The sequence below is a fragment of the Alicyclobacillus tolerans genome (assembly GCF_048984885.1).
In the GTDB taxonomy this organism is placed as follows: Bacteria; Bacillota; Bacilli; order Alicyclobacillales; family Alicyclobacillaceae; genus Alicyclobacillus_I; species Alicyclobacillus_I tolerans.
Window position 1 is genome coordinate 2,581,111 of sequence record NZ_JBMGNK010000002.1, and the last position, 24,582, is coordinate 2,605,692.

Annotated in this window: 27 protein-coding genes; 5 read left to right on the forward strand and 22 right to left on the reverse strand. The window is 44.2% G+C overall.

What is annotated here, in order from left to right:
• Positions 1-23: 23 nt before the first annotated feature.
• A complete protein-coding gene (locus ACOJUR_RS13190; protein WP_072874338.1) occupies positions 24-1,046 on the reverse strand; it encodes an NADH:flavin oxidoreductase/NADH oxidase in 1,023 nt (340 codons plus the stop codon).
• Positions 1,047-1,330: 284 nt separating this feature from the next.
• Here ACOJUR_RS13190 and rnz point away from each other — a divergent pair, with 284 nt between their 5' ends.
• The 4 genes from rnz to ACOJUR_RS13210 all read left to right on the forward strand — a co-directional run bounded on the left by rnz (position 1,331) and on the right by ACOJUR_RS13210 (position 5,147).
• Positions 1,331-2,248, forward strand: coding sequence for a ribonuclease Z (gene rnz / locus ACOJUR_RS13195; protein ID WP_420950268.1), 918 nt, complete (start codon positions 1,331-1,333; stop codon positions 2,246-2,248).
• Between the two features lie 109 nt (positions 2,249-2,357).
• Entirely contained in the window at positions 2,358-3,365 is a 1,008-nt protein-coding gene (locus ACOJUR_RS13200) for an extracellular solute-binding protein (RefSeq protein ID WP_420950269.1), read from the forward strand.
• Positions 3,366-3,373: 8 nt separating this feature from the next.
• Complete coding sequence (locus ACOJUR_RS13205) at positions 3,374-4,153, forward strand: ABC transporter permease (RefSeq protein WP_072874341.1); 780 nt, start codon at positions 3,374-3,376, stop codon at positions 4,151-4,153.
• Complete coding sequence (locus ACOJUR_RS13210; protein ID WP_420950270.1) at positions 4,146-5,147, forward strand: ABC transporter ATP-binding protein; 1,002 nt, start codon at positions 4,146-4,148, stop codon at positions 5,145-5,147. Before ACOJUR_RS13205 ends, ACOJUR_RS13210 begins: the two co-directional genes overlap by 8 nt.
• A gap of 38 nt (positions 5,148-5,185) precedes the next feature.
• Here ACOJUR_RS13210 and hpaI read toward each other — a convergent pair whose 3' ends face one another.
• The 6 genes from hpaI to ACOJUR_RS13240 form a co-directional block, all read right to left on the reverse strand.
• Positions 5,186-6,070 (reverse strand): 2,4-dihydroxyhept-2-ene-1,7-dioic acid aldolase, encoded by an 885-nt coding sequence (gene hpaI, locus ACOJUR_RS13215; protein WP_420950271.1) that lies wholly within the window; start codon positions 6,068-6,070, stop codon positions 5,186-5,188.
• Positions 6,071-6,098: 28 nt separating this feature from the next.
• Positions 6,099-7,097 carry a 3,4-dihydroxyphenylacetate 2,3-dioxygenase gene (hpaD, locus tag ACOJUR_RS13220; RefSeq protein WP_306952534.1) on the reverse strand — a complete coding sequence of 333 codons (999 nt, stop codon included), beginning with the start codon at positions 7,095-7,097 and terminating at the stop codon, positions 6,099-6,101.
• Between the two features lie 11 nt (positions 7,098-7,108).
• The gene (gene hpaB / locus ACOJUR_RS13225) at positions 7,109-8,590 is read right to left on the reverse strand and encodes a 4-hydroxyphenylacetate 3-monooxygenase, oxygenase component (protein WP_306952532.1); all 1,482 of its coding nucleotides are present in this window, start codon (positions 8,588-8,590) and stop codon (positions 7,109-7,111) included.
• 28 nt (positions 8,591-8,618) lie between these two features.
• Positions 8,619-10,094: a 5-carboxymethyl-2-hydroxymuconate semialdehyde dehydrogenase gene (gene hpaE / locus ACOJUR_RS13230; RefSeq protein ID WP_420950554.1), complete on the reverse strand. Its 1,476-nt coding sequence runs from the start codon at positions 10,092-10,094 to the stop codon at positions 8,619-8,621.
• A 41-nt stretch (positions 10,095-10,135) separates the two neighbouring features.
• A complete protein-coding gene (locus tag ACOJUR_RS13235; protein ID WP_072875347.1) occupies positions 10,136-10,882 on the reverse strand; it encodes a fumarylacetoacetate hydrolase family protein in 747 nt (248 codons plus the stop codon).
• Positions 10,883-10,965: 83 nt separating this feature from the next.
• Entirely contained in the window at positions 10,966-11,451 is a 486-nt protein-coding gene (locus ACOJUR_RS13240; RefSeq protein ID WP_238413722.1) for a flavin reductase family protein, read from the reverse strand.
• A gap of 205 nt (positions 11,452-11,656) precedes the next feature.
• Between ACOJUR_RS13240 and ACOJUR_RS13245 the strand changes: the two genes are divergently transcribed.
• Positions 11,657-12,433, forward strand: coding sequence for an IclR family transcriptional regulator (locus tag ACOJUR_RS13245; protein WP_306952527.1), 777 nt, complete (start codon positions 11,657-11,659; stop codon positions 12,431-12,433).
• A 101-nt stretch (positions 12,434-12,534) separates the two neighbouring features.
• Here ACOJUR_RS13245 and ACOJUR_RS13250 read toward each other — a convergent pair whose 3' ends face one another.
• The 15 genes from ACOJUR_RS13250 to ACOJUR_RS13320 all read right to left on the reverse strand — a co-directional run bounded on the left by ACOJUR_RS13250 (position 12,535) and on the right by ACOJUR_RS13320 (position 24,563).
• On the reverse strand, positions 12,535-12,978 hold the full coding sequence (locus tag ACOJUR_RS13250) for a DinB family protein (protein WP_072875457.1): 444 nt from the start codon (positions 12,976-12,978) through the stop codon (positions 12,535-12,537).
• Between the two features lie 49 nt (positions 12,979-13,027).
• Positions 13,028-13,594, reverse strand: a complete 567-nt coding sequence (locus ACOJUR_RS13255) for a class I SAM-dependent methyltransferase (protein WP_072875454.1) — start codon at positions 13,592-13,594, stop codon at positions 13,028-13,030.
• A 27-nt stretch (positions 13,595-13,621) separates the two neighbouring features.
• Positions 13,622-14,008 carry a DUF302 domain-containing protein gene (locus ACOJUR_RS13260; RefSeq protein ID WP_072875452.1) on the reverse strand — a complete coding sequence of 129 codons (387 nt, stop codon included), beginning with the start codon at positions 14,006-14,008 and terminating at the stop codon, positions 13,622-13,624.
• A gap of 14 nt (positions 14,009-14,022) precedes the next feature.
• On the reverse strand, positions 14,023-14,283 hold the full coding sequence (locus tag ACOJUR_RS13265) for a metal-sensitive transcriptional regulator (RefSeq protein WP_072875451.1): 261 nt from the start codon (positions 14,281-14,283) through the stop codon (positions 14,023-14,025).
• Between the two features lie 90 nt (positions 14,284-14,373).
• On the reverse strand, positions 14,374-14,760 hold the full coding sequence (locus ACOJUR_RS13270; protein WP_072875450.1) for a rhodanese-like domain-containing protein: 387 nt from the start codon (positions 14,758-14,760) through the stop codon (positions 14,374-14,376).
• A 15-nt stretch (positions 14,761-14,775) separates the two neighbouring features.
• Positions 14,776-15,570, reverse strand: a complete 795-nt coding sequence (locus ACOJUR_RS13275; protein WP_306952516.1) for a sulfite exporter TauE/SafE family protein — start codon at positions 15,568-15,570, stop codon at positions 14,776-14,778.
• 106 nt (positions 15,571-15,676) lie between these two features.
• The gene (locus tag ACOJUR_RS13280) at positions 15,677-16,822 is read right to left on the reverse strand and encodes an MBL fold metallo-hydrolase (RefSeq protein WP_420950272.1); all 1,146 of its coding nucleotides are present in this window, start codon (positions 16,820-16,822) and stop codon (positions 15,677-15,679) included.
• Positions 16,819-17,430: a sulfurtransferase TusA family protein gene (locus ACOJUR_RS13285; RefSeq protein WP_072874801.1), complete on the reverse strand. Its 612-nt coding sequence runs from the start codon at positions 17,428-17,430 to the stop codon at positions 16,819-16,821. Before ACOJUR_RS13285 ends, ACOJUR_RS13280 begins: the two co-directional genes overlap by 4 nt.
• 28 nt (positions 17,431-17,458) lie before the next feature.
• Entirely contained in the window at positions 17,459-17,854 is a 396-nt protein-coding gene (locus ACOJUR_RS13290) for a DsrE/DsrF/DrsH-like family protein (RefSeq protein ID WP_072874800.1), read from the reverse strand.
• Positions 17,855-17,885: 31 nt separating this feature from the next.
• Complete coding sequence (locus ACOJUR_RS13295) at positions 17,886-18,194, reverse strand: rhodanese-like domain-containing protein (protein ID WP_072874799.1); 309 nt, start codon at positions 18,192-18,194, stop codon at positions 17,886-17,888.
• A gap of 188 nt (positions 18,195-18,382) precedes the next feature.
• Positions 18,383-18,805 carry a (2Fe-2S) ferredoxin domain-containing protein gene (locus tag ACOJUR_RS13300; protein ID WP_306952508.1) on the reverse strand — a complete coding sequence of 141 codons (423 nt, stop codon included), beginning with the start codon at positions 18,803-18,805 and terminating at the stop codon, positions 18,383-18,385.
• Positions 18,806-18,834: 29 nt separating this feature from the next.
• Entirely contained in the window at positions 18,835-20,604 is a 1,770-nt protein-coding gene (gene cobT / locus ACOJUR_RS13305) for a nicotinate-nucleotide--dimethylbenzimidazole phosphoribosyltransferase (protein ID WP_420950273.1), read from the reverse strand.
• The gene (locus ACOJUR_RS13310) at positions 20,582-22,144 is read right to left on the reverse strand and encodes a cobyric acid synthase (protein WP_238413648.1); all 1,563 of its coding nucleotides are present in this window, start codon (positions 22,142-22,144) and stop codon (positions 20,582-20,584) included. Before ACOJUR_RS13310 ends, cobT begins: the two co-directional genes overlap by 23 nt.
• A gap of 5 nt (positions 22,145-22,149) precedes the next feature.
• The gene (locus ACOJUR_RS13315; protein WP_420950274.1) at positions 22,150-23,535 is read right to left on the reverse strand and encodes a cobyrinic acid a,c-diamide synthase CobB; all 1,386 of its coding nucleotides are present in this window, start codon (positions 23,533-23,535) and stop codon (positions 22,150-22,152) included.
• Positions 23,532-24,563, reverse strand: a complete 1,032-nt coding sequence (locus ACOJUR_RS13320; protein ID WP_083574315.1) for a cobalt-precorrin 5A hydrolase — start codon at positions 24,561-24,563, stop codon at positions 23,532-23,534. The genes ACOJUR_RS13315 and ACOJUR_RS13320 overlap by 4 nt, the downstream gene beginning before the upstream one ends.
• Between the last annotated feature and the right edge of the window lie 19 nt (positions 24,564-24,582).

Genomic DNA, 24,582 nt, shown 5'->3' on the forward strand with positions numbered 1-24,582 from the left:
ATCACCCTATCTGAAATTCAAACTTAATAAGCACGTTCATACTGTTTAGGCACGTTGGGTTCAACACCCAGAGCCTTGGCAGCATGAGTGGCCCAATACGGATCACGCAGCATGCCTCGAGCAATTGCCACCAAATCAGCGTCCTGATTGCCAATCACCGACTCAGCCAATTGATAATCTTCCAAAATGCCGACAGCAATCACAGGTACATTGAGTGCCTCTTTAATAGCACGCGCAAATGGCACCTGATAACCAGGATAATTGCCGGGTTTCCGTGCCCCTGGTCTTCCTTCCCCACCTGAACTGACATGAAACATATCCACGCCAGCTTCCTTATATCTGCGGCCGATCTCGATCATATGATCTAATCCATAACCGCCATCAACATACTCCACCGCAGAAACACGAATCAGCAACGGCATGTTGCTTGGCATTTCACTCTTGACCGCTTGAATGACTTCCACTCCAAATCGAGCCAAATCCTGACCATATTCATCGTCTCGATGGTTGGTATAAGGCGATTGAAACTGATGGATTAAGTAGCCGTGCGCCCCGTGTAATTCAATGGTATCAACACCTGCTTGAACAGCTCTGCGCGCACTTTGTCCAAATTTCTCCACCATTCTTTTGACTTCGTCTGTGGAAAGCGCTTTGGGAGTTTTATATCGAGGTCCTTCAAAAGGGATGGCCGAAGGCGCTACTGGCTGTACTGCATCTTCCGCTTTTCGGCCAGCATGGGCAATTTGAATGCCAATCTTCGAACCATAATTATGACAAGCATCAATAATTCGAGCAAATGCAGGAATCTGATCATCAGACCATAGACCGAGATCGTAATCTGTAATTCTTCCGTCTGGTTCTACATCGGTCATCTCAACCAAAATGAGCCCGGTACCGCCTATAGCCCGACTGGTCAAATGAGTATAATGCCAATCATTCGGTTTGCCATCCTTCGCAGTAACCGAATATTGACACATGGGTGCCATGACAATTCGATTCTTTAACTCTAACCCTTTTAATTGAAATGGGGTAAATAGATAGGCCATTTCTCTTCCTCCTTTAGGCGTTTCGCCACCCGTATAGGATATACTGTCGTATCTCCTATATCCAGAAAGATGAGTTCGCAACGCTTTTATCTGGCTGATGGATGAACATAACTTCCTAACCAATAGTCAGTATAATATATTTACACAGGAACTTAAAGTTTGCATCTATGCCTATACAGATGAGACTGACTACCATTGGAATCCTTCAGAATGAACAGTTCACTGGTTTGCCATACTCACTTTACTGGTAAACTTGCTCCAGCAAGGGAAAGGAGGATTGAGGTGTGGAACTTTATTTTTTGGGAACGGGAGCTGGATTGCCGAGCAAGCGACGCAATGTTTCTTCGTTGGCGCTGCGTTTAGAAAGTGAGCGATCTAGCTTTTGGTTGTTTGACTGTGGTGAAGGAACTCAACAACGTATGCTGAACTCGCCGCTCAGTCCTCAAAAATTAGAAAAAGTATTTATTAGTCATCTTCATGGCGACCATCTCTATGGTCTACCAGGAATGATGGCCAGCCGTGGTTTTCAAGGTGGAGAATCACCTGTAGTGATTTATGGTCCTCATGGCGTGGAAGATTTTTTGAAAACAGCGTTTTCTGTCAGTCACACTTATTTACCCTATCATGTTCAATTTGTCACGATTTATGATGGATGGTCGTTTGAGGATGACCAGTTCCAAATACATTGCAGAGTGCTCAACCACACTATAACTTCCTACGGATTTCGAATAGAAGAAAAAGAAAAACCAGGGAGATTGCGAGCAAAACAACTTCAACTGCTCGGTATCTCGCCTGGACCTCTGTATGGAGATTTGAAAAAAGGGTTAGATGTCAGACTCCCAGACGGCACCATTCTGCGTAGCAAAGATTACCTTGACCCACCCAGACCTGGACGCATCATTACTCTATTGGGAGACACCAGACCTACAGAAGTTTCTATTGATCTGGCTCAACAAAGCGATTGGCTTGTTCATGAAGGAACCTATCGACATTCAGATGCTCATCTTGCTCTAACCCATGGCCATTCCACGAATGTGGAAGCCGCCATGATTGCTAAAAAAGCTGGTAGCCAATGTTTAATTCTTACCCATCTGAGTGCCCGCTACAATGAAAAAGAATTACATGACTATTGGCAAGAGGCGGCTGCTATATTCCCCAATACTCTAATAGCGCACGATTATATGTCGATCCCGTTGTCATGATGAAAAAATCAGACCTCACCAGCACAACCATACATCTTAGCCTCGTTGCAAAAGAAGAGTTTTTATGGACAATTAGGAAGGAAGCTCATATTCATGATGAGGTGAATCTGTGAAAACGAAATCGAGATACTGGGCCATTCTGAGTACGTTGACTATCCTAACATTCGTGACGGGCTGCGGAACACATTCGCCTTCTTCTCAAACAAACCGTTCTACAGTCGCGAATCCAACCTCAGGGACAGCCAATGTGGCTTATGCTGGTTCACTGCAACTCGTGAATGACCAATTCATTGGACCTGCTTTCACAAAAGTTACGGGTATTCCTTACGAAGGACGTGGAGGAGGAGCACTTGGCGTAGCGCACCTCATTGCAAACAACGAAATCTCACCGAATGTTTTTGAAAGTATAGGAACTGCTCCTCTCGAGCAAATGGGAGCAAAGACGCCTAAATGGGCCATTGGATTTGCAAGCTCTCCGCTCGTTATTGCCTATTCACCGAATAGTCCCTTCGCCTCAAAATTGCAAGAGATTGCCGATGACCAAAAGCCACTGCGTAATCTTTTTACCCTAATGGAGCAACCGGGATTTCATCTCGGACGGACGAATCCTGCAACCGATCCACAAGGGCAAGCGTTTATTCTCATGCTTAAATTGGCGGAGAAAGAATTTCATCTGCCTTCTGGAACGGTGCAAAAAATTATTGGATCATATACCAATCCCAAGCAATTATTTGCCGAAGAAGCCATTCTATCTCGTTTGCAAGCTGGACAATTGGACGCAACCAGCGCTTATTTACCTGAAGCCATACAGCATCACTTACCGTTCATCCGCTTGCCAGCTACCATCAATATGGGCGATCCGTCTGACAAGACTGTCTATGCCAGCGTTCACATGAATATAAACGGCAAAACCATTCAGGGAAAACCGATTGAAATCTACATCACTACTGTACCAGGCAACCCAGATCAGAAAGCGGGAGAAAAATTTATCTCCTTTCTTTTATCTAAACAAGGAATAAAAATTTACAAGAAAAACGGTTACTCCATCACCCCATTTCAAATTTGGGGGAACAAGCAAGATATTCCTGCGTCTATACATAGCGAAATCCAAGGATAGGTTCGTGAATGATGAAGAAATTGCGTTTGGCTCCATCTGTTGCAATTCTTGCTGGATGGTTATGCACAGCATTTCTTATCCTGCCTTTTGTATCGCTGCTACTTCATCTATCTTGGCGTAATATTTGGTCTGTCTGGATAGAGAGTGGTGGCACGCCGCTTTTTTATTCATTGTGGAGCACCGCTATCAGCTTATGCGTCACTCTTTTATTTGGTACTCCTCTTGGCTGGTATCTTGCACGCGGTCAGGGGATCCTATGGAAGGCTATAGAGATTTTATTATTGATTCCGCTGTTGATGCCCCCGCTCGTAATAGGTCTATTACTCGTCTATTTTTATGGACCATACGGAATTATGGGTCATCTCTTGACACACTTTGGACTCAGCGCAACCAATACGATTCTAGCCGTTGTTCTAGCGCAGTTATATGAATCTGTGCCATATTATGTGTTTGCCGCTCAAGCTGCTTTCAGTCAAATCGATATTAAATTTGAACGTATCTCTCTGTCTTTGGGTGTTTCACCATGGCAAACCTTGCGACGAGTGATTTTCCCACTTGCTCGTCCTGGACTTTTGATTGGTTTTGCTATGGCCTTTGCTCGCGCCATTGGCGCGTTTGGAGCCGTCATTGTCGTTGCTTATTATCCCAACACACTCCCCGTCAGTATATGGATTGCGCTGGAAGAACAGGGCCTGCCCAGCGCTTTACCATTAGCGCTGCTTTTAATTCTGGTAGCCCTCCCATTACCTTTGGCTACCGTGTTGTGGAGGAGAGTACACCATGATTGAATTGAGTTGCAAACTTCCACGCCATACATTCACACTAGATATTCGTTTACAAATTGAATCAGGAACAGTCTATAGTCTCTTTGGCCCGTCTGCTGCGGGAAAATCAAGTACATTACATGTCATGGCCGGTTTTGAGAACAGAATGCAACAAGCATATTTTTCTGTCGATGGCCAGGTTCTGCTTCAGGTAGGTGGAAAAAAAACCATCAATGTCCCTTCTTGGCAACGCAACATTATTCTTATAGAACAAGGTTCTTTACTTTTTCCTCATTTAACCGTTAAACAAAATATCTATTATGCTGTGAATCGACATCACCAAGACGAGTTAGAGAAATGGATAGAAGAATTCGGGTTGGCACCTTATTTGGATGCCAAACCCAAACAATTATCAGGAGGCTTGGTTCAGCGGGCCGTACTCGTACGCGCGTTTGCCAAAAGGCCAAGAATGTTGCTTCTGGATGAAGCCTTTTCTGCATTGGATGGACCACTTCGCCGTACTCTCCAAGGTGCTGTTATGGATTTACAAAAAGAACTGGGCACTACAATCATCATGGTCACGCATCAATTGTCAGAAGCTCAACGCATGTCTGACCGATTAGGTATTCTCCATAACGGTAAGCTGTTGCAAGAAGGAACACCTGAAGAATTGATGTTACATCCTCATTCCTGGCAAACCGCAAAGCTACTTGGCTACACTCACTTACTGGAAGACATTCGTGGACAAAAATTTGCTCTTCATCCCAATCGCGTATTACTTGGCAATCATCCACACTTAGGTCCTGTTCTGCAAGGTAGGATTCAACGTCGATTCTGGTATGAGGGAGAGTGTCGAGTAACCATAAAACTCATGGATAGGTCAGTTTATCCAGATGATTCAAACGTAGAAATATCCGTGCCTATAGACACGGATATTCAACCCGGAGAAATACAGCCATTTACTACCGTTCATCCCCCATATTTTTCACATGAATTTGTAATCTCTGAAAACATATAACATCTACAGCTACAGGTGCATAATTCTATATTTGAATTTCAAATCAAACTGTATTTTTGGAGTACATTACGAAGTTTATCCTGCATTTCATCATCTGGTAATACTAAAGGTTTTCGAATCACCGGACGAATTTTCCCCATCATCGCCATGCAAGCTTTCAGTGGACCAGGATTGGTTTCCCAAAAAAGCGCCTGATTGATTTCTAAAAGTTGAAAATGCAAATCTCTCGCAGCCTCCCACTTCCCTGCCGCACATAGATTATAAAGTTCTGATACTTCACGGGGCATTAAGTTGGCAGTAGCACTGATATGCCCTTTTCCACCAAGCGCGAGCATAGGATAACACAATTCTTCTATGCCCGAATAGACATTGAAATCTCTTCCGCAGGCGTGCAGGACATGGCTAATCTGTTCAAAATTTTTGTTTGACTCTTTTACACCTATAATGTTAGGACAATTTTTTCGCAATCTGGCCATCGTTGTGGGTTCCATATTCACCCCTGTCCGACCAGGAATATTGTATATGACAATAGGAATATCGACTGCATCAGCCACACTGCAAAAATGTTGATAGAGACCTTCCTGAGAAGGTTTAGAATAATACGGTACAATAACCAAAGCTGCATCTGCGCCAATTTTTTGGGCATGCAAAGTAAGTTCCATGGTTTCTTCAAAATGGGTCGATCCGGTCCCTAATACAGTGGGCACACGTCCTCGCACCTGATCAACAGTAACTTCCATAATATGTTTTCTTTCTGCAATACTCAACGAACTCGGCTCACCCGTTGTACCGGTACAAGAGATACCGTGTGTTCCGCTGTCAATATGCCATTCTATTAATTCGCGAAATGTTGTTTCGTCAAATGAACCATCTTCTAAAAATGGCGTGACCATAGGCGCAATAGAACCAACCAATTCTGCCATTTTCCATATTCCTCCTAATTTTCTATATTCATTTGATATATTGGGCTGCCACTCCATTGGGCGGACAATCGCTCACTGCAACCCTCTGAGAAGTTTGAACATCTAGCACCAGAGAAGCCTCTTTCCACCAGCTTTCTGGCGTACTGTGCCCCCAAAGTGTTTGTCGCCGCGGATCCTGAGCACTCCATCGAATCGGTTGCAAATCCGGATCGATGGTTAAATAATCACTCGTATAAAGTTCGATACGATGTCCATCAGGGTCGCGCAAATACAAAAAAAACGCATTGGAGATGCCGTGCCGCCCAGGACCACGCTCTATATGTTCATGCATAGCTGCACCGCCCAGAATGTCGCACACGCGAATAATACTCATCATATCGTCCATCCAAAATCCAATATGATGCACTCGTGGACCTGCGCCTTTCATGAGAGCGATATCATGGACACTGGGTTTGCGACAGAGCCAAGCTGCTGTCTTTTCCTGTGGTTCTTCGTCTGTTTCCACATACTCTGTGAGCTTAAAACCAAGTTCTTTCTGCCAAAATTCGAAAGCTGCCGAGAAATTGGGCACAAAAAGATTAAAATGATCCATTCTTCGTACTGCTCCGCCGCGATGCAAATGATACTTTTGATGATAAGGTTCCAAAGCCGTCATATCTGAAAAAAATTCAACAGGAAAGCCAAAGGGATCTTGAACCAGAACAGCCAAACCCTGTCCTTTTTCTTCATTGGGCTCACGAAGCCGGGCATAGCAGCCCTGTTGTAAATAGAATTGATAGAGTGCTTCCACATCTTCATTGGATGCTACACGAAATCCGAGATGTCCCACAGCTGGTGTATCGCTCTTTTTGAGAATCAAACTGTGATGATTTCGTTCCTCAACACCACGCAAATAAATCTCAGTTGACGTTTCATCACTGACCACAAACCCGAGCGCATCCACATAAAACGCACGTGATTTTGACAAATCGGAAACTCTCAGTTCTGCATGCGCCGCCCGTAAAATTTGAAATGGATGGTGCGACATATGATTCCTCCTCATGCCTGGGTAGACGCTACCTCAACCTGCACAGGATCATCTTGATGCAAAAAACGTTGAACGCGCTCCACCATTGGCGCTTTATTGTACGAATGGTAATAGGCTCCTGCCATGCGAACCGGATCACCAAAGAAATAGCGTTCATAGAGAACTTGGCGAGAGCCAAACGCACTGAGCGAAACATCCCAAGCGAGCCTGAACAATCGCAATCTATCTTCCGCATTGCGATTGCGAGAAACTAGATACTTATGGATATCCGCTTGCACATCGCTGGTCATATCGGTTTCTGAAGGAATAGCCATTAATCCGCTCGCTCCCAGCAACTGTAAAATTTCTACCAATCGCGGATAAAGTTTGGGAAAAATTTGTCGAGCCGCATTCAAAGGCTCCCATTTAGGCGTCATGACTCCCCAACGATTCAGGGAAGCATCAGCTTCTGAAGATCGTACAAACGCTTTCATTGTCTCTACGGCGAGCATGATCTCGCTGACCTTTTCCTGCACATGTTGGAACTGACCGATACCTATAGCATCGACAATATTTTCTGCCACTCCGAGCACAAACTCAGCTTTCGCAATATTTTTTTGCAAAACTTGGTAGGTCATATGAATGGTGGCCCCAGTCATCTGGTGCAAATCGTTGCAAAGTTTTGCATCCTCCAGCAAAAATACTCGATTCCAGGGAACTAGGACATCATCAAAAACAACTACGGCATCCATTTCTTCAAAACGAGAGCCAAGTGGATGGTCAAAATGAGATTTGCCGTAATCGAAAGTTTCTCGACAAAGATAACGCAGACCTGGAGTTGAATTGGGAATGGCAAAAGCAAACGAGTAAGGATTATCTTCTTCTGTTCCTTTAAGAAGGGTGGACGGAAAAACCATGATTTCGTCCGTTATGGGACCTTGTGTGGCGAGCAATCGTGCGCCACGAATGACCACACCATCTTTATTCTTATCGACCACATGCGCCGCAACGTCTGGATCAGATTGCTGACTGACACTGAGCGCACGATTAACCTGCGGATTGATGAGTGTGTGAGTCAGACTTAAATCGTGCTGACGAACATAGCGATAGTAGGCACGAATGTTTTCAGCAAACATTGGATTATTTTGTGCAAAATAATCTCCTGCCTGACTCATAGCCATCAAAGCGCTGTTTAGATAATCAGGGGACCGTCCCATCATTCCGCAAGTAGCATCGGCCCAAATTTTATGCATTTGTCGACGTTTTTCTAAATCAGCACTCGTCTTTGGAACCATAAATGACGTACCGTAACGTTCTCCTTCCTCTTCATAGGTCATGATGTCCCTCAGATTAGGGTTAAATTGTAAATCGTACAATTTGGCCATGCTCTCTGTTACGTTTGTAAAAGCAGGATGTTCCGTCACAGAACCCTGAACACGTTGTCCATCAATCCATACATCCCGAGATTCTGCGTTCAGCCGCTGCAAATAGTCTTGCCCACGTCTTGCTCCCATCCTCAATTCCTCCTCCCGTTCTATAGACTCATTCAACTTTTCCGAATTTAGGAATAGGGTGATGACTCATGGACACATGAATGGTTTTCAATTCTGTGTAGAACTCGAAACTGTAGTGTCCTCCTTCACGACCTATACCGCTATTTTTGGAACCACCAAAAGGCGTCCGCAAGTCTCGAACATTTTGCGAGTTGATCCACACCATTCCAGATTCAATTTGTCCAGCAACACGATGCGCTTTTGTTAAATTGTTGGTCCATACGTAAGCGGCAAGACCATAAGCAACATCATTGGCTAAATGAACAGCCTCCTCTTCAGAATCAAAAGGGATGCTGACGAGTACTGGACCAAAAATCTCCTCTTGAGCGATACGCATACCATTGCGCACATTCGTAAAAAGCGTTGGACGCACAAAATTGCCAACTTGATCATCTGGCGAAAAACCACCAACAGCAAGAGTCGCACCTTCGCTTAAACCCACACGGATATATTCCTGAACACGTTGATAATGATTACGATGAATCAATGGCCCTACCTCAGTTTTCGGATCAAACGGATCGCCCAAACGAATACGAGCGACTCGCTCCTTTAGACGCTCTTCAAATTCATCCTTGATGCTGCGCTCAATCAACAAGCGCGATCCTGCTGTACAACGTTCTCCATTCAAGGAATACAATCCAAACACAACAGCGTCCAAGGCACGTTCTAAATCGGCGTCAGCAAATACAACAACTGGCGATTTCCCACCTAGTTCCATAGAAAATCGTTTTAAAGTGCTCGAACCGTTACGCATGATTTCTTTACCTGTTGTGGTTTCACCCGTAAATGAAATGAGATTGACGAGCGGATGGGCTACAAGAGCGGCACCAGCAGTTTCTCCAAAGCCGTGGACTACATTGAACACACCCTCCGGTATGCCAGCATCATGAATAATTTGAGCTAATTTTGTAGCTGTTAACGGCGACCATTCTGCTGGTTTGAGTACGGCTGTATTTCCGGTAGCTAAACAAGGGGCTATTTTCCAAGTGGATAGCATCAAAGGCGTGTTCCAAGGCGTAATTAAACCGGCCACGCCTACGGGTCTACGCACGGTATAATTGAGAAACGACTCATCTACTGGATAGGTCTCACCTGTCATTTCTTCCGCCTTCTTGGCAAAAAAGCGAAAGTTGTCCGCTGCTCGTGCCGCCTGACCTCGTGCTTGCGCAATGGGTAGTCCAGTGTCTAATGTTTCGAGATAGGCAAGTTCTTCTCCGTTCTTTTCTAATCCTTCGGCTATGTTCACCATGAGTCGACTGCGTTCTTTAGCTGACATTCGCCGCCAGGGTCCCTCATGAAAAGCTTGATGCGCAGCACATACAGCACGATGTATATCTTCTTCAAACCCTTCTGCTACTTGGGTTATCACTTCGCCATTGGTGGGATTGATGGTTTCAAACCATTTCCCCTGTACGCCATCACAATATGCGCCCTGGATAAAATGACGTGCCGGTTGAATTTCCACCTGACGATTGCCGGTTATTTGATAGTTATGTGTTTGTGTTGTCACTGTTCAGCCACCACCCTGTTTTCCAAAACTCCAATTCCTTCAATTTCAAGACGCATCACATCACCCGGATAAACATGGGAAACTCCTTTCGGCGTGCCCGTCCAAATCATGTCATTTGGATAAAGTGTAGTAAATGAGCTGATATACTCAATCAAGTAGTCGATAGTGAAAATCAAATCCCTGCTGTTTCCTTCCTGACGGAGTTCATCGTTGACATAGGTGCGAAGCGTCAATTGGTGCGGGTCGTCAATGTCCTCTTTATCAATCAGCCAGGGTCCCATAGGACCAAACGTGTCAAAACCTTTCGCTTTGATAGGAGGGCGGTATAAATTTCCCACAAAATCCCGGACTGTCACATCATTGGCTATGGTGAACCCGGAAACATACTCCATCGCGTGCTCTCTTTTAATGTTCCGGCCAGTTTTTCCAATGACAACAGCCAACTCCACTTCATAGTGCATGTATGCCACACCACTGGGATATACGACAGGAGCACCGTGGCCAATGAACGTATTGGGCGCCTTGATAAAGAGAACCGGATCTTTGGGAACTTCCAGTTGAAGTTCTTTAGCGTGATCGGAATAATTCAAAGCCAATCCATAAACAGTGTGTGGTACAAGTGGCGGTAACCAGGCAATATCTGTGGTAGAAACTTCTCGCCCTGCTTCATCGCGCAGACGACCTCCCGCGTCGACCGTCCCTTCATGGATGCCACCTTGCCAAAAAAATCTAGCATGTTTCATCGTATCCCTCACTTTTTATAAAGAATTTATGATAGTTGGTAGAGTTGGAAGTAAACGCTTACAAATCTTGCTCGTTGAATTGATTAATTTTCTAGTTTCTGCAGGTCATAATATTGACCTTGAAAGTAGACCAGGGGTTGTGTCATCTCATCCGGAAAAACGACTTCTTGTACGCGTCCGATCACAATGACATGATCTCCGCTGTGAACTCGCTCTTCAACCTGACAAGCGACGGAACAGATAGCGCCATCAAGTCTTTGCGTATGTGCAAAAGGCAGAAAAGAAAAGGCGGGAAATGTGGCCGTTGTGCTAAATCCGGCAAAGTAACCGGACAATTCGCGTTGCGATTGTGAGAGTAAGTTTACACAGAATGGATGTCCATGAGCCAGCAATTCAGACATTTTAGCGTTCTCATGAATACAAACCAGCAGTAATGGAGGATGAAGAGAAAGTGAACTGAACGCGTTGGCAGTCATTGCATGAACTTTACCCTGTACTTCAGTGGTCAAAACGGTAACCCCAGTGACAAAGGAACCCATAGCTCGCTTAAACAACGTATCATCCAGCACTTTTTCCAAAGCGACCATCTCCTTTGGAGAGAATGGAATAAACGAGAAAAAGACACTTCATATAGAGATTGTCAATTCATCTGATGAGTTATATAATTCATTTTGTTCAGAAAAAAGCGTAACGCGATCAAGCAGAAATGTCAATCATTTCTGCTTGTCATTTTACTAAATTGAAAAGTAACCTTTAGTATAGGAGGAAATTCACTTGCGTGACGTAAAAATGGATTCCATACGTGCTATTGACCGAGCTATTGATGTAGTCAATGCTTTTCGCCATCAAGATTCTGAATTGACCATTGAAATGATTACGCACCGAGTCAAGCTTCCTAAAGCTACTGTTTACCGTGTTTTATATACTCTCGAACGCCGAAGATGGGTTACGTTTAATCCACAGACGTTGACTTATAAACTTGGCCTTAAATTTTTGGAATACGCAGACATTGTAACGGCTAATCTGGATATTCGAAAAGAAGCGGAACCCATTTTGGAAGCCTTACACGAGCAGGTAAATCAAACTGTCTTTCTTTCGATTGTCGAGGACGATCATCTTGTCTACGTTTATCAAAAAGAAGTGCGCGAGGGACTGAAAGTATCCTTGTTTGAAGGACCTCAACGACCTCTAGTTTATGGAGCATTCGGTCTTGTATCACTTGCCTACCTGGACGAAAGCTCGCAAAAAACGATTCTCAGCAAACCCATTCCCGCTTTCACTCCTGCTACAGTTACAGATGTATCGATCATTCAAGAACGAATTCGCGCCATTCGTTCGCAACGAATTTATATTGAACGTGACGAGGCGATTTATGGTGTGACCGGAGTTGCTGCACCCGTATTGAATGGGCAAGGAAAATTTGTAGCAGCTGTGGGCATCAACGGACCTACCATGACCATGGTTGACACGCACTTAGAGGAATGTATAAAGGCTGTTCAAGCGGCATCTGAAAAGATATCTCAGAAACTGGGCTATGCTTCTGCAAAATGAAATCTATGTAGAATAGGGATTTATTTCTATGGATAACCAAACGAATGGCGCACTGCGATTCATCAGCACGCCATCGTTCAGATATTTCCTACTGCTAACGCTTATCCTTTAAGCAACTTGAGAAGCAACGGAATTTGTCCACGATGATGGGTGGTATGTCCAATAGCATAAGTAATCAGTTGTCTGCGATTCAATTGACCCACTCGTAAGTTTAATCCTGGTTTTTCAAGATCTGACGCGTTCAAAGGCTCTAAAACCGATTGAGCGTAGGGAAGTATTTCCGACCACGCCTGTTGTACAGCAGAAACATCCCAATGATCGACTTTAAAGGGTAACTGAGTATCCATATCCATGGGATTCCCTGAAACAGCAGAAAAGAATTTTTTTTCTACAAGAATTACGTGATCGAGAATAGAAACAATCGAATTAAAGCCTGCCTTGGGACATTTCTGCCAGTCGTCCTGATGAAGACCTTCCAACATTTGATCGATACTTTGATGAACCATGGTCAGTACTTGATATTGATCTTCAACTTCTTTTAACATACACGTCATTCCCCTCTTGTTCAATTTACTGACTAACAAATTCCTTAATTTATACGCGTTCAATCAGTAGTCCATAATGATTGGTATTGGGCTGAAAACGCTGACTGCGCCAACCCATCTCTTTTATATGAGCCTCCAAAGTCTCCGCATCTAAACGTTCATCTACAGGTGGACCAAAGCCAGTCATCTTTTTTTCCCATTCCAGAAACAGCATTTTTCCATCGGTTTTAATAATTCTCTGAAACTCAGAAAGCACTTTCTGTAAATTATCGACTTCATGTAAAACAAAAGAACATAGTAATCGGTCAATACTCTCATTAGGTAAGTCAATCTGTTCCGCTGAACTCTGAATAGGAATGATATTTGGCATGTTTTCTTCTTTAGCTCGATCCGTCAAATAGGCGAGCATCTCCGAAGAAACATCTACTCCATAAACACTGGACTGAGTCATTTGCGCGGCTGGTAGAGTAAAATAGCCAGGACCACAACCAACGTCAGCCACCGTATGCATAGATTGGATGTCGAGTTGAGACAGTATGGGTTCAGGAGGTAGAATCGTTCGCCGCTCTTCACTCAAAAGCCTGTCCACATGCGCTGGATTAAAACGATGCCCCATACCCAACTCAACCTTTCTTAAAAATATTTATTTGGCTGCATCTATCGCCTGAACCAAACTTGTTTCAACATCTTGAGCAATACTTGACAATGTGGAATCTCCAATGATGTCCATTAATTGACTTGGTTTCGGCAAACCAATATGTGTCTTCCCATTCTGCTCATAGACTACTATTTTGCACGGCAAGAAATAACCAACAAGCAAATTCTGTGTCAATACTTTTTTGGCTTCATGAGGATTACAGACTTCAAGTATACGGTAAGGTATTCTAAAATCAACACCTTTTTCCTGCAACTTGGATGAAAGATCGAGCTTCCAGAGAACACCGAATTGATGAGCTTGCAAACTTTCTTCCAAAGCACGGACTGCTTCGTCAACCGTTTTCTCTGTCACAACTGAATAATAAAAATCCATATCAGGTAACACCTCTATCTGGATTTCATCAATAATTCTATAGCTTCCTTGACCACTTTATCTGCAGACTTTCCGCCTGAAACTTCTTCTCGGATACAATCTTCCATATTCTGCCCAACTACATACATGATAACGCGATCGACCGCAGAGCGAATTGCCGTTAATTGGGTCACTACTTCTTTACAGCTTTTATCCTGTTCCATCATTCCAAGTACACCTCGTACTTGGCCTTCTATTCTTTTCAGCCGATTTTTCATTTGATCGTTATAATTCATTCTTGTCATCCCCCTTTGCAGTTTTTCTTATACTCTATATCGAACCTGTAACCAACATATCATTTTCTCTATTTTCATGTAGTAAAACGCTTATTTCGTCGTTTTTCCTCTCCAGGCCATAATGCCTCCCGAGACATTGATGACTTTGGAAAATCCTTTCTTTTTTAAAATTCGCGCAGCTTGCATACTTCGCATACCACTTCTGCACATCACTACGATTTCTTTATCTTTCGGCAACTGATCCGTTGAACTTCCAAGCTTACTTAAAGGGATATTGCGAAACCCAGGGATATGTCCAGAGCTGAATTCATGCGGTTCTCTTACATCAATAAACTCTGGCCTGTCTGTATTTTTCCGTTGCAAATAATTTTGCAACTCTTCTGCCTGAATGGAGGATATGCCCTTAGTCGGCAATACCCTCCTTATTACCATAAATAAAACGACTATCAATAAAATAATCCAAATGATATTTTCCATTGTATTCGTTTTCACCTACCAATGTAGAGTCGACAGATTGTCGTAAAGCATGTAAATGGCCACGATGATAATGATCATGGAAAAAACGATTTGTAATGTTCTTTTGTTTTTACCCAATCGATTCGATAGCAGGGCTCCTCCTATACCGCCCAAGATACCGCCAATCACATAAAGCAGAAAAACCCACCAGTCCACCAAACCTGAGAGTGCGTAAGAAATTGCTGTTGTAAGCCCAAATGTACCTACAGAAAACAAAGAGCTTCCAATGGCATCTATCATGGTCATTCCTGTTGCCAATATCAAACCAGGTACAATAAGAAATCCTCCGCCAATACCAAAAAATCCAGAAATCATCCCTGTAGCTGCTCCTGTACCCAGTACAGGACCTATTTTGATCTGTTGCCTTGCAGTATCTTGTTGGTCCACCTGTTTCTTTCGCAACATTTGAATGGCAATCACTAGCATGAGTATAGCAAACAGAAACAGTAAAGCCTTACCGTCTACCATTTTTCCAATGAAAGAACCCAAAACAGCCCCAACCGCTCCCGGAATGGCAAACAAAATTGCTGCTTTCCAACGAACATGTCCAGCGCGCCAGTGAGGAATAAGATTGACAAAAGCATTGACTGCAACAGCTAATGCGGTTGTACCAATGACAACATGAGCATCATGAATGCCCACAACATACAGCAGCAACGGAACGGCTAAAATAGAACCTCCGCCGCCAATTAATCCAAGCGTAAAGCCAACTAACCCACCTGAAATAACGGAAAGGATGGTCTGGGCAGTGGTCAAATGAATAGCAATCATGAATAATCTCCCTTCTCAACCACTCCATACGTATAGTTGTATGAGTATATAAGGAATCGTAACAAAAAAGAGTCCTATACAGGGTATTTACCCTGTATAGGCTATCTCAACCATGAACTGCACAGCGATTCGGTCCAATTTCCATTTCACTCTGCTCACTCTCTGAAGGCGTTAGTTTTCCCATATTCGTAAGGCGAATTTCTTGATACGCATTTGGTTGAGCAGGCAAATTTTCCGTAACCGCTTTGCGAAACTCTGCTTCATCATCAATCTGCAATCCCGCATTGGTTTGATAGAGTTCTTGCAAGGGAGCAGCGACTCGTCCCTTTTGATCCATTTCGCTAGAGTCAGCATAGTGAGCTGGTAATACCATCAGGCGTTGGTTTAACTTTTTATATTTATCGTATAAAGTATTGCGTAAATCTCCTGCCCAATCTCCTGCCTTACCCGCAAGGTCGGGACGTCCAATGGATTGGACAAAGAGAATATCCCCCGAGAGCAAATAAGCATCGTCAACAATCAGCGAAGTACTGCCAATCGTATGTCCAGGAGAATAAATCGGGTGAATTTTAACAACCGTACTTCCCACCAGCAGATCATTTCCGTCTTCTAACGGATGAAATTGGAAAGTTGCCTCCGTAGCGTCTTTAGGCGGCAGATAATAGGCTGCCCCCGTTTGTTCAGCAAGCCTTCTTCCGCCTGAAACGTGATCGGCATGCAAATGAGTATCAATGGTATATTTGATTTTCACACCTTGTTCCTTGGCGAAGTTCAGATAAGGTTCTATCATTCGAGCTGTATCTATAATAGCTGCCTCACCATCGGAAACAATGGCATAAGACAAGCACCCTTTACCAACACGAACAAATTGATAAATAGAACCTCCGGATTTTAAATCACCAATTTTGACCGGATACAGGTATTCACTCCAGGATTTCATGCCGCCCTGTAGATAATAAACCTGTGATATACCTGCAGCTACTAACTGTTCCGCAACATAGACAGATGAACCTTCTTTGGCGCATACCACTAAAATAGGCTGGTTTTTAGGTAGTTGATGAAGAATAGGTTCAACTCCATCTATGAGATCAAAATAAGGAACATTGATAGAAGTCACTTGATCTCCTTCTATTTTCCAATCCAAGTACGCTTCTGGATTACGCACGTCCAGAATGAACAAAGGCTCAGCTGACAATATTTTCCCAAAAACATCAGCTGCTGTCATGCTGCTGAGTTCGGGTGTGATACTCATGATTCTTTCACCTCCGTTGTTTCTATTGGTCCTTGCCATTCTGACATACCCGGTTTGACGTTAAAGACATGCTGGAAGCCATGTTCACTTAAAATGTGACAAGCCATATCACTGCGTTGCCCTGTACGGCAAATCACTAACACTTCCTGATCAGCAAATGATTTCAGTTGAGGGATTTCCTCTTCCAATTTTCCAAGCGGAACAAGACGAGCACCTGGAATATGACCAAAGGCGTATTCCATGGGTTCACGAACATCCAAAAGAATGGGATTGGCCTCCAGCCGCTTGCTTAATTCCTCATTCGATATCACATGAGGAAACTTTGTATCTGGTTTTACTTCGTTTGGATCAGATTTGCGAATATAGTGTCTGAAAACTTTATCTTCCGAAGTCGTGGTTCCCAAAAACTGATGACCTGTGCGAATTGACCAACTCTTCATATCTGCAACGGATCCTGGATCGGTAGCTATGACTTCCAGTACTTGACCAGCCTCAATCTCTTCAATAGCTTTTTTGGTGCGAACGATAGGCATTGGACAAGACAAACCTTTACAATCAACAATCTTATCTACGGTAAATGAGTTCACGGATTTATTTCCCTCCACCATTTTTTATCTCAAATTGTATCTTTTTCAATTAAAAGGTTACGGTAACGTCAGCGTCATAAGCAAAATCCAAGAAAGTTACCGCTCCGCCAACTTCAACGCCATCAATGAAATCTTCTTTTTTCAATCCCGCTACATCCATGGTCATTTGACAAGCTATCAATTTGATACCACTCTCCAGAGCCATCGCAAGCATTTGCGAGACAGGTGGAATATTAGCTGTTTTAAATCCTTCTTCGTAATGTTCATTGCCTGGCGCAAACGATAACATCTGTTCTGAATTCTTATGAATGATTCCCAGACCATCAAAAGTAAAGAAAATCGTTACTTCTGCATCTGTTGCTGTAGCTGCCATTGCAATATTCAATACCTTATAAGCCGTTTCAATACCACCACTAGAAGCAATAATTGCAACCCGTTTTCCCATTTACCATTTCTCCTCGCTAAAAAGATTTCAATTATTCAACATCCCAATTCCAACCAAGCATGCCGCCCATCATATTTTTTACTTGATAGCCTTGGCCAATGAGAAATTGACAAGCCTGCATACTTCTGCCGCCGCTTCTGCACACCATAATGGCTTCTTTACGTTGGTCGATTTCGTTCAACCTGTGCGGCAATTGCGACAAAGGTATATTTTTCGCTCCTGGAATTTTTCCTGTAGCAACTTCACTTGGTTCCCGCACATCAATAATCTGCAGTTTTTCCCCATTTTTTAATCTCTGTTGCACATCAAGAGGAAGTATGTTCTGCACTTGCTGGGTCATGGAACTCACCTCCGCTTTATACTTCATTGTTTCCGTGGCATCTCATTCGATGCACGTATTTGTCATAAGCATGAAGTTTTATCTATTCTTCATACCCAACAGGGTATAGTATATAAAGTGGCAACAGCTATGTCAACAATACCCCGAAAGGTATATTGGCAAAGCTGTTTCCTTACGGTACTTAGCGTCTAAAATCGTTCAAATTGATACATCAGCAATGCATCTGGTATAGGTGCTGGTTGTCCAAGTTCTCTCGTCATCTCTGCCCAAGCCAATAATTCTTCATAAGGATCGTCTGTCGTAATATTCCCAAACCAGAACTGTCTATCTGGTGTCCAAATACTGACTACATTCAATACATCGCAAGGCCCAAGACAGCCTGTAATTGTCAATTGGACCGTTTTTAGCAATTTTCGTTCTTTCCATGTTTTCTTTAACCAATCGAGTGGTATGCTCGGCTTGCCTTTATCCGTTCGTCCACAGCAACATCCTGAACAGACAAACACCTGTGCCAGTATCAACCTTTTAGTCGTTGGCCGTACCCATACTTCTAATTGTTCTTCACGCAAAACGACCCATTCCTCTCCCTTTATCTTTCCACCACTCAGCATCTTACATCCTGAAAATTTTCACCCGTAAATTAACGCTGACTCTTTCCCCAAACATTTTCAAAGACTATATCTTCTAGAGGCAATCGGTTCCCCCAACCTACACGTTCAAGAACAGGGATTTCTGGAAAATGCGGAGTATACCCCATCGTAAGTAAAGCTACCGGATCGACCGTATCTGGAATTTCAAGAATTTCCCTTACGTCTGCCTTTTGATACATACTGACCCATCCAATAGCAACCCCTTCAGTTCGAGCAGCCAGCCACATGTTCTCAATAGCACAGGCGGTGGACATTAAATCCGTTTCAGGAATGGTATTTCGCCCAAGAACAGGTTTGTCACTTTTATTTGGATCATTCGTTACGCAAATGGTTAAAGGAGCTTGCAGCAAGCCTTCCACTTTGAGACGAAGATAGTGCGCTTGTTCTAAATCCAAATAGTTTTCAGCCGCCCGAACCCGTTCTCGTTCAACCACCTTTTGCAACTCCTGAAGTATCCGTTTGTCACGAATAACAATAAAATTCCATGGCTGCATATAACCAACGGACGGTCCATGATGAGCAGCCAGCAGAATTCTCTGCAGTACGCTATCCGGTATAGGATCTGGCAAGAAAACACGTATGTCACGACGTGCCAGTATGGCTTTATAAACAGCAGCCTGCTCTTCCTTGTTAAAATCCAACTGGATAGGCGTGAATCCAATCTCACCAGCTTCATGCTCTACGTTTGCTGCCATTTCTGATGTTTCCTGTTGAATACGATGCGGATGACTTACTCGAGCATCCGTAAATGTGGCTGTCTCCGCCATAATATGACAAGCTAAACGAATCATAGGAAAGCTCAACAGGGCACCGGAGCCTTCACCTAACCGCATGCCTATATCCAGAAGTGGCCTCAAACCTAACTTTTGCAAAACCAAACGATGTCCCGGTTCGGCAGAAACATGAGAGGCCAGCAAATATTCGCTCGATCTCGGTTCTACCTGAACCGCCCAAAGCGCTGCTGTACAGGTAATAAATCCATCCAGAACGACAGGTACGTTTCTCTCAGAGGCAGCCCAAATGACTCCTGCAATCGCTGCGATTTCAAATCCACCCAATCTGACCAATATATCCCAATCGTTTTGAATGAAAGGGGAATGCAAGGTTACAGCTTTGGAGAGTACTTCAGATTTTTTGGCCAATGCATCATCATTCAGACCCGTTCCCCTACCAAGTACCTCCGAAATCGAGCATTGGAGCAATTGAGCGGCCATGGCACTCGAAGCAGTTGTATTGCCAATGCCCATCTCACCAACCAGAATCACATCATGACCTGCATGGATAAGCTGATAGGCAAATTGTTTGCCAGTCTCGACTGCCTGTTCTGCCTGCTGACGAGTCATAGCAGGTTCAATGGCCAAATTTTTTGTACCTAAATCAACTTTACAAACATGAGCTGCAGGGTGACGAACTCGACTGCGCACTCCAACATCCACAACCGTAATGGGAATTTCCTGCTGGCGAGCCAATACACTGCTGACAGCTCCTCCCATGCAGATATTGACTACCATTTCTTCAGTAACTTCATCCCCATACGCAGAAACACCTTCTCTAGTAACACCGTGATCGGCCGCAAACATCAACAACGCTGGACGCTCCAGTTTGGGTATGACTCGCCCTGTGATGCGAGCTAAGCGTGCAATCAGATGCTCTAATTCTCCTAAACTGCCGAGTGGTTTGGTTAAATCTCGCAAACGGGCGTGTGCTCTTCGTTCTGCCCATTCACCAAGTTGGGCTTTATTGAGAAAGGAATGACTCATTGGGCTGCTCCTCTTCCCATTGAATGATCTCGTAAAGCTTTTCCATATCCATATTCTCTCTCACAACTGCCGCTAATCGATCGAAGGCTTGTGAGCGAACCTGATCTATAGACCAATTCGACGCTTCCGATGGAGTAAGTCCAAAGTGTTGACGAAGCATGGACAACCACTTCTGACGAAAAGAGTCGTTATGAAAAATACCGTGAAGATAGGTTCCAATGACTGTTCCATCCTCATTCATGGCGCCATCCTTACGGTTATGACCATCCGAGATTTCTTGAATCACGGCAAATGGAACATATTTACTTGTGCCGATACTCTCTCCCATATGTATTTCATAACCACGCACAGAAATGGTAGAAAAGATATTTTGCAGTTCTCCATGAACGAGTACGGTTGTTTTGACATCCTGAAGTGTAGTTATGATGGGTAGAAACCCGAAACCAGAACAAACTGGAACTTGCGACTCTTGTCCGCCAGGATCGCGTACTTCCTCTCCCAGCATTTGATATCCCCCACATATGCCAAAGAAGAATACACCCTCTTCACGTTTTTGGCGGATCACGTTAGCAAATCCTGTTTCACGCAACCATTGAAGGTCATCGATAGTATTCTTGCTTCCCGGTAAGATAATCGCATGGGGACTACCAACTTCTTCTGGTTTTCGGCAAAAGTAAACGTGCACCGTCGGATCAAGAAAAAGCGGATCGAAATCTGTAAAATTGGATATATGTGGAACTTGAATCACTGCTATGTGTATTGAATCTTGACTTAGATGAGTGCTCTGCTGCAGTCGATAGCGAGATTCATCGAGCGCTACGGAATCTTCTTCATCAATCCCCAAATCCGGAATATGTGGAATCACACCCAATACCGGTACGCCCGTATATTCTTCCAACATCCGTACTCCGTCCTCAAATAAACTTCTGTCACCGCGAAACTTGTTGATGAGTATTCCTTTCACTCTCGCCCGTTCACTGGCGTTGAGCAGTTGCAACGTCCCTACAAGCGAGGCGAATACCCCGCCTCTATCTATATCCGCTACCAGCAGTACAGCTGCGTCTGCCAGTTCAGCCATTCGCATATTCGCAATATCTCTGGGCTTTAAATTCATTTCAACAGGGCTACCCGCCCCTTCAATCACCAGCAATTCATGACGCATAGCGAGATACTGGTAACTCTCCACAACGGCGTCCCAAATTTCACGAGTACGTTCAAGAAAATACTCTCGCGCAGACTGGGTTTGATAAACCCTGCCCTGCAATACGATTTGTGATTTTTGCCCTCGGGTTGGCTTGAGCAATACGGGATTCATATGTTCATTTGCGGGTATCCCGCAAGCTTCTGCCTGCACAGCCTGTGCTCGACCAATTTCTCTCCCTGTCGGTGTCACTGCTGAATTAAGGGACATGTTTTGTGCTTTAAAAGGAGCTACGCGCAAACCCTCTTGCGTCAAAATTCGACAGAGAGCCGTACATAGAACACTTTTCCCAACATTAGAAGATGTACCCATAACCATTAAATGTTTAGCCAATTTCACTCCCCCTACCCTAACTTTCGATAACGTCGGCAGGCGGTAATGAAACGCTCTACCATGCGAGGATTAGAAGCAAAATGTAAATGCGTATATGCAGCAAGCAAATTGCCTTTCGCATATCCTTCCGTCTTTTTTCCGCGCATTCCAGACGACTCGTAGGCAAAGGGCCACTGTTCATTGATATCAAGTTTTATCGTTGAATAATGAAATTCATGTCCACGCGCATGTTCACCAGCAGAGAGTAAGAGTGTATCTTGCAAAGCTGTCACCTCTCTGTAACCCAAAGCCGCCAGTTTAGGTTGCATTTCCACACTAGCGGGTATGGCCCCCGTCATGTCGTATACAGCTCCTTGTCTATCCTTAATAGAACCTGTGAGATACATATACCCCCCGCATTCTGCAAAAACAGGTAACCCATTTTGGAGAGCCCGCTGTAAGCTTTGACGGACTTCTTCCTGACGACTCAGTTCAGCAGCAAATTCTTCTGGAAAACCACCACCAATATAGACACCATCGGCGTTCTCTGGAACCTTTTCGCCTCGCAATGGACTGAATTCAACCAGACGAGCACCATACCATTCGAGTAACTCCAGATTTTCTGGGTAGTAAAAATTAAAAGCGCTATCTTTGGCTATAGCAATGGTGACTAACGGTTCCCGTTTTTTACCCGCAAACAACACAGGTGGAGCAGAAGGTAACTCTTCTGCTTCTTGAGCCATTTTCAAGATACTATCAACATCAACAGTGGCTTCTATAGCATCTGCAAGCGCATCAAACAACCCAGACATCTCACCACGTTCTAGAGCTGGAATTAGACCTAAATGACGTTCAGGAATTTGCAGTACGGTATGTCTACCAAGATAACCCACAACAGGAATACCACACATTTGTTCAATCGCTGTTTTGACCAATTCGAAATGTCCGACACTGCCAACTTGGTTGACAATAACTCCTGCGAGTGGCACATCGGGATCTAATTTTTGAAAACCAAGAACCATAGCCGCCGCGCTTCGAGCCATACTGGACACATTTAAAACCAGCAAAACAGGCGCCTTTAACAAGCAACTCATTTCTGCGGTGCTTCCAAGATTGGATAGCGGATCTTTTCCGTCATACATTCCCATAACACCTTCAATGACGGATATATCCGATCCTCGACTTCCACGTTCAAACACTTCCTGTACAATGCTTGGTGTCATCATCCAAGTGTCCAGATTGCGAGAGACTCGACCTGTAACCACTGAATGATAGCTCGGATCAATATAGTCAGGTCCAACTTTAAAACCCTGAACTTGCAACTTACGTCTTCTCAGCGCCGCCATAAGACCTAAAGTTACGGTTGTTTTTCCTGCTCCACTCTGGGTTCCAGCGATGACTATACGTGGCTGTCTCATAACGAACCCCCTTTTTGATGAGGAACGAGACAAACAGACACGGTTACATTACCGCTGCGCACTTTCTCAACTATCCAGTCTTCTGCTCCTGAGGAAAGTCGTGCTGCTGGCTCACATACTCCATACGTTCCTACATATTTAAAAACCGTTTCAGATGGGTTTGGAATAGGTACTTGGTTCAGTTCTTCAGCTGTGTATGTAACAAGCGGCCAGTTGTTTCTCTGACAGACTTCGAGTAATCCCGGTTCATCTGCCTTCCGATCTATGGTTGCTAAGTTGCGCACACTCAAAATGGAAAGGCCGACCTTCTGAAGTGTCTCGGCAATCACTTGTTCAATTTCAGCAGCTTCCGTACCACGATTGCAGCCAACGCCTAGAACCACAACTTTAGGGCGATAGAGAACACCTCTTTGTAAAAATGTTTGCGCCTCTTCTGCGCTGAGAAGCCTTGGGGTAATGAGCAGAGCCGCATCGAATGGCTGTTGTTTGGCATCCTCAATGCTATGCAAAACGGAAATATAGCCTGGCAGAGGTTGAGAATAAGGCCACCAGTCTGTTTCCCCTGCTTCTTGGACAATCAGTATCCGCTCTTCATTGACAACCGCAGCACTCACGGGTGTCACATTCTCAAAATTTTCGATACTCCAACCGTAAGCACGCCCGAGTAAATCCACGGCAACGGTCTGCCCAACATCTGAAGCGGTCGTAATCACAGGACGAGCCCCCAAGGCATGGGCAACACGATGCGTCAAATCGTTTGCGCCTCCCAAGTGTCCAGAAAGAACACTGATCACGTGCTCAGCGCGATCGTCAATCACGACTACGGCTGGATCAGTTTTTTTATCTCGTAAAAGCGGTGCAATCAATCGCACCATAGCTCCTAGCGAGAAGATGCCAATCAATCCGCTGTAACTCGCAAATAATGTAGGAACATGCTGGACGACAGAACCGGAAAATACCTTGATATCTCGTGAGGATTCATCGCCTCGGGCAAATTTCTCTGGATAATACACATCGACATCAGCCATCTTCTCCTGAAGTTGACGT

Bases quoted from the DNA above. Each gene is read 5' to 3' on its own strand.
- ACOJUR_RS13275 (WP_306952516.1), bottom strand. From the start codon at position 15,570: ATGATTGCTATTCATTTGACCACTGCCCAGACCATCCTTTCCGTTATT.
- ACOJUR_RS13270 (WP_072875450.1), bottom strand. From the start codon at position 14,760: ATGGAAAATATCATTTGGATTATTTTATTGATAGTCGTTTTATTTATG.
- ACOJUR_RS13255 (WP_072875454.1), bottom strand. From the start codon at position 13,594: ATGGGGCATCGTTTTAATCCAGCGCATGTGGACAGGCTTTTGAGTGAA.
- ACOJUR_RS13315 (WP_420950274.1), bottom strand. From the start codon at position 23,535: ATGAGACAGCCACGTATAGTCATCGCTGGAACCCAGAGTGGAGCAGGA.
- hpaB (WP_306952532.1), bottom strand. From the start codon at position 8,590: ATGGGAGCAAGACGTGGGCAAGACTATTTGCAGCGGCTGAACGCAGAA.
- cobT (WP_420950273.1), bottom strand. From the start codon at position 20,604: ATGAGTCATTCCTTTCTCAATAAAGCCCAACTTGGTGAATGGGCAGAA.
- ACOJUR_RS13295 (WP_072874799.1), bottom strand. From the start codon at position 18,194: ATGACCCAGCAAGTGCAGAACATACTTCCTCTTGATGTGCAACAGAGA.
- ACOJUR_RS13235 (WP_072875347.1), bottom strand. From the start codon at position 10,882: ATGAAACATGCTAGATTTTTTTGGCAAGGTGGCATCCATGAAGGGACG.
- hpaI (WP_420950271.1), bottom strand. From the start codon at position 6,070: ATGGCAGAATTGGTTGGTTCTATTGCGCCTATGGTCACGCCATTTTTA.
- ACOJUR_RS13210 (WP_420950270.1), top strand. From the start codon at position 4,146: ATGATTGAATTGAGTTGCAAACTTCCACGCCATACATTCACACTAGAT.
- ACOJUR_RS13205 (WP_072874341.1), top strand. From the start codon at position 3,374: ATGATGAAGAAATTGCGTTTGGCTCCATCTGTTGCAATTCTTGCTGGA.
- ACOJUR_RS13265 (WP_072875451.1), bottom strand. From the start codon at position 14,283: ATGAATTATAACGATCAAATGAAAAATCGGCTGAAAAGAATAGAAGGC.
- ACOJUR_RS13250 (WP_072875457.1), bottom strand. From the start codon at position 12,978: ATGTTAAAAGAAGTTGAAGATCAATATCAAGTACTGACCATGGTTCAT.
- ACOJUR_RS13320 (WP_083574315.1), bottom strand. From the start codon at position 24,563: ATGGCTGATGTCGATGTGTATTATCCAGAGAAATTTGCCCGAGGCGAT.
- ACOJUR_RS13290 (WP_072874800.1), bottom strand. From the start codon at position 17,854: ATGGGAAAACGGGTTGCAATTATTGCTTCTAGTGGTGGTATTGAAACG.
- ACOJUR_RS13300 (WP_306952508.1), bottom strand. From the start codon at position 18,805: ATGCTGAGTGGTGGAAAGATAAAGGGAGAGGAATGGGTCGTTTTGCGT.
- hpaD (WP_306952534.1), bottom strand. From the start codon at position 7,097: ATGTCGCACCATCCATTTCAAATTTTACGGGCGGCGCATGCAGAACTG.
- ACOJUR_RS13280 (WP_420950272.1), bottom strand. From the start codon at position 16,822: ATGAGTATCACACCCGAACTCAGCAGCATGACAGCAGCTGATGTTTTT.
- ACOJUR_RS13190 (WP_072874338.1), bottom strand. From the start codon at position 1,046: ATGGCCTATCTATTTACCCCATTTCAATTAAAAGGGTTAGAGTTAAAG.
- ACOJUR_RS13285 (WP_072874801.1), bottom strand. From the start codon at position 17,430: ATGGTGGAGGGAAATAAATCCGTGAACTCATTTACCGTAGATAAGATT.
- ACOJUR_RS13260 (WP_072875452.1), bottom strand. From the start codon at position 14,008: ATGGATTTTTATTATTCAGTTGTGACAGAGAAAACGGTTGACGAAGCA.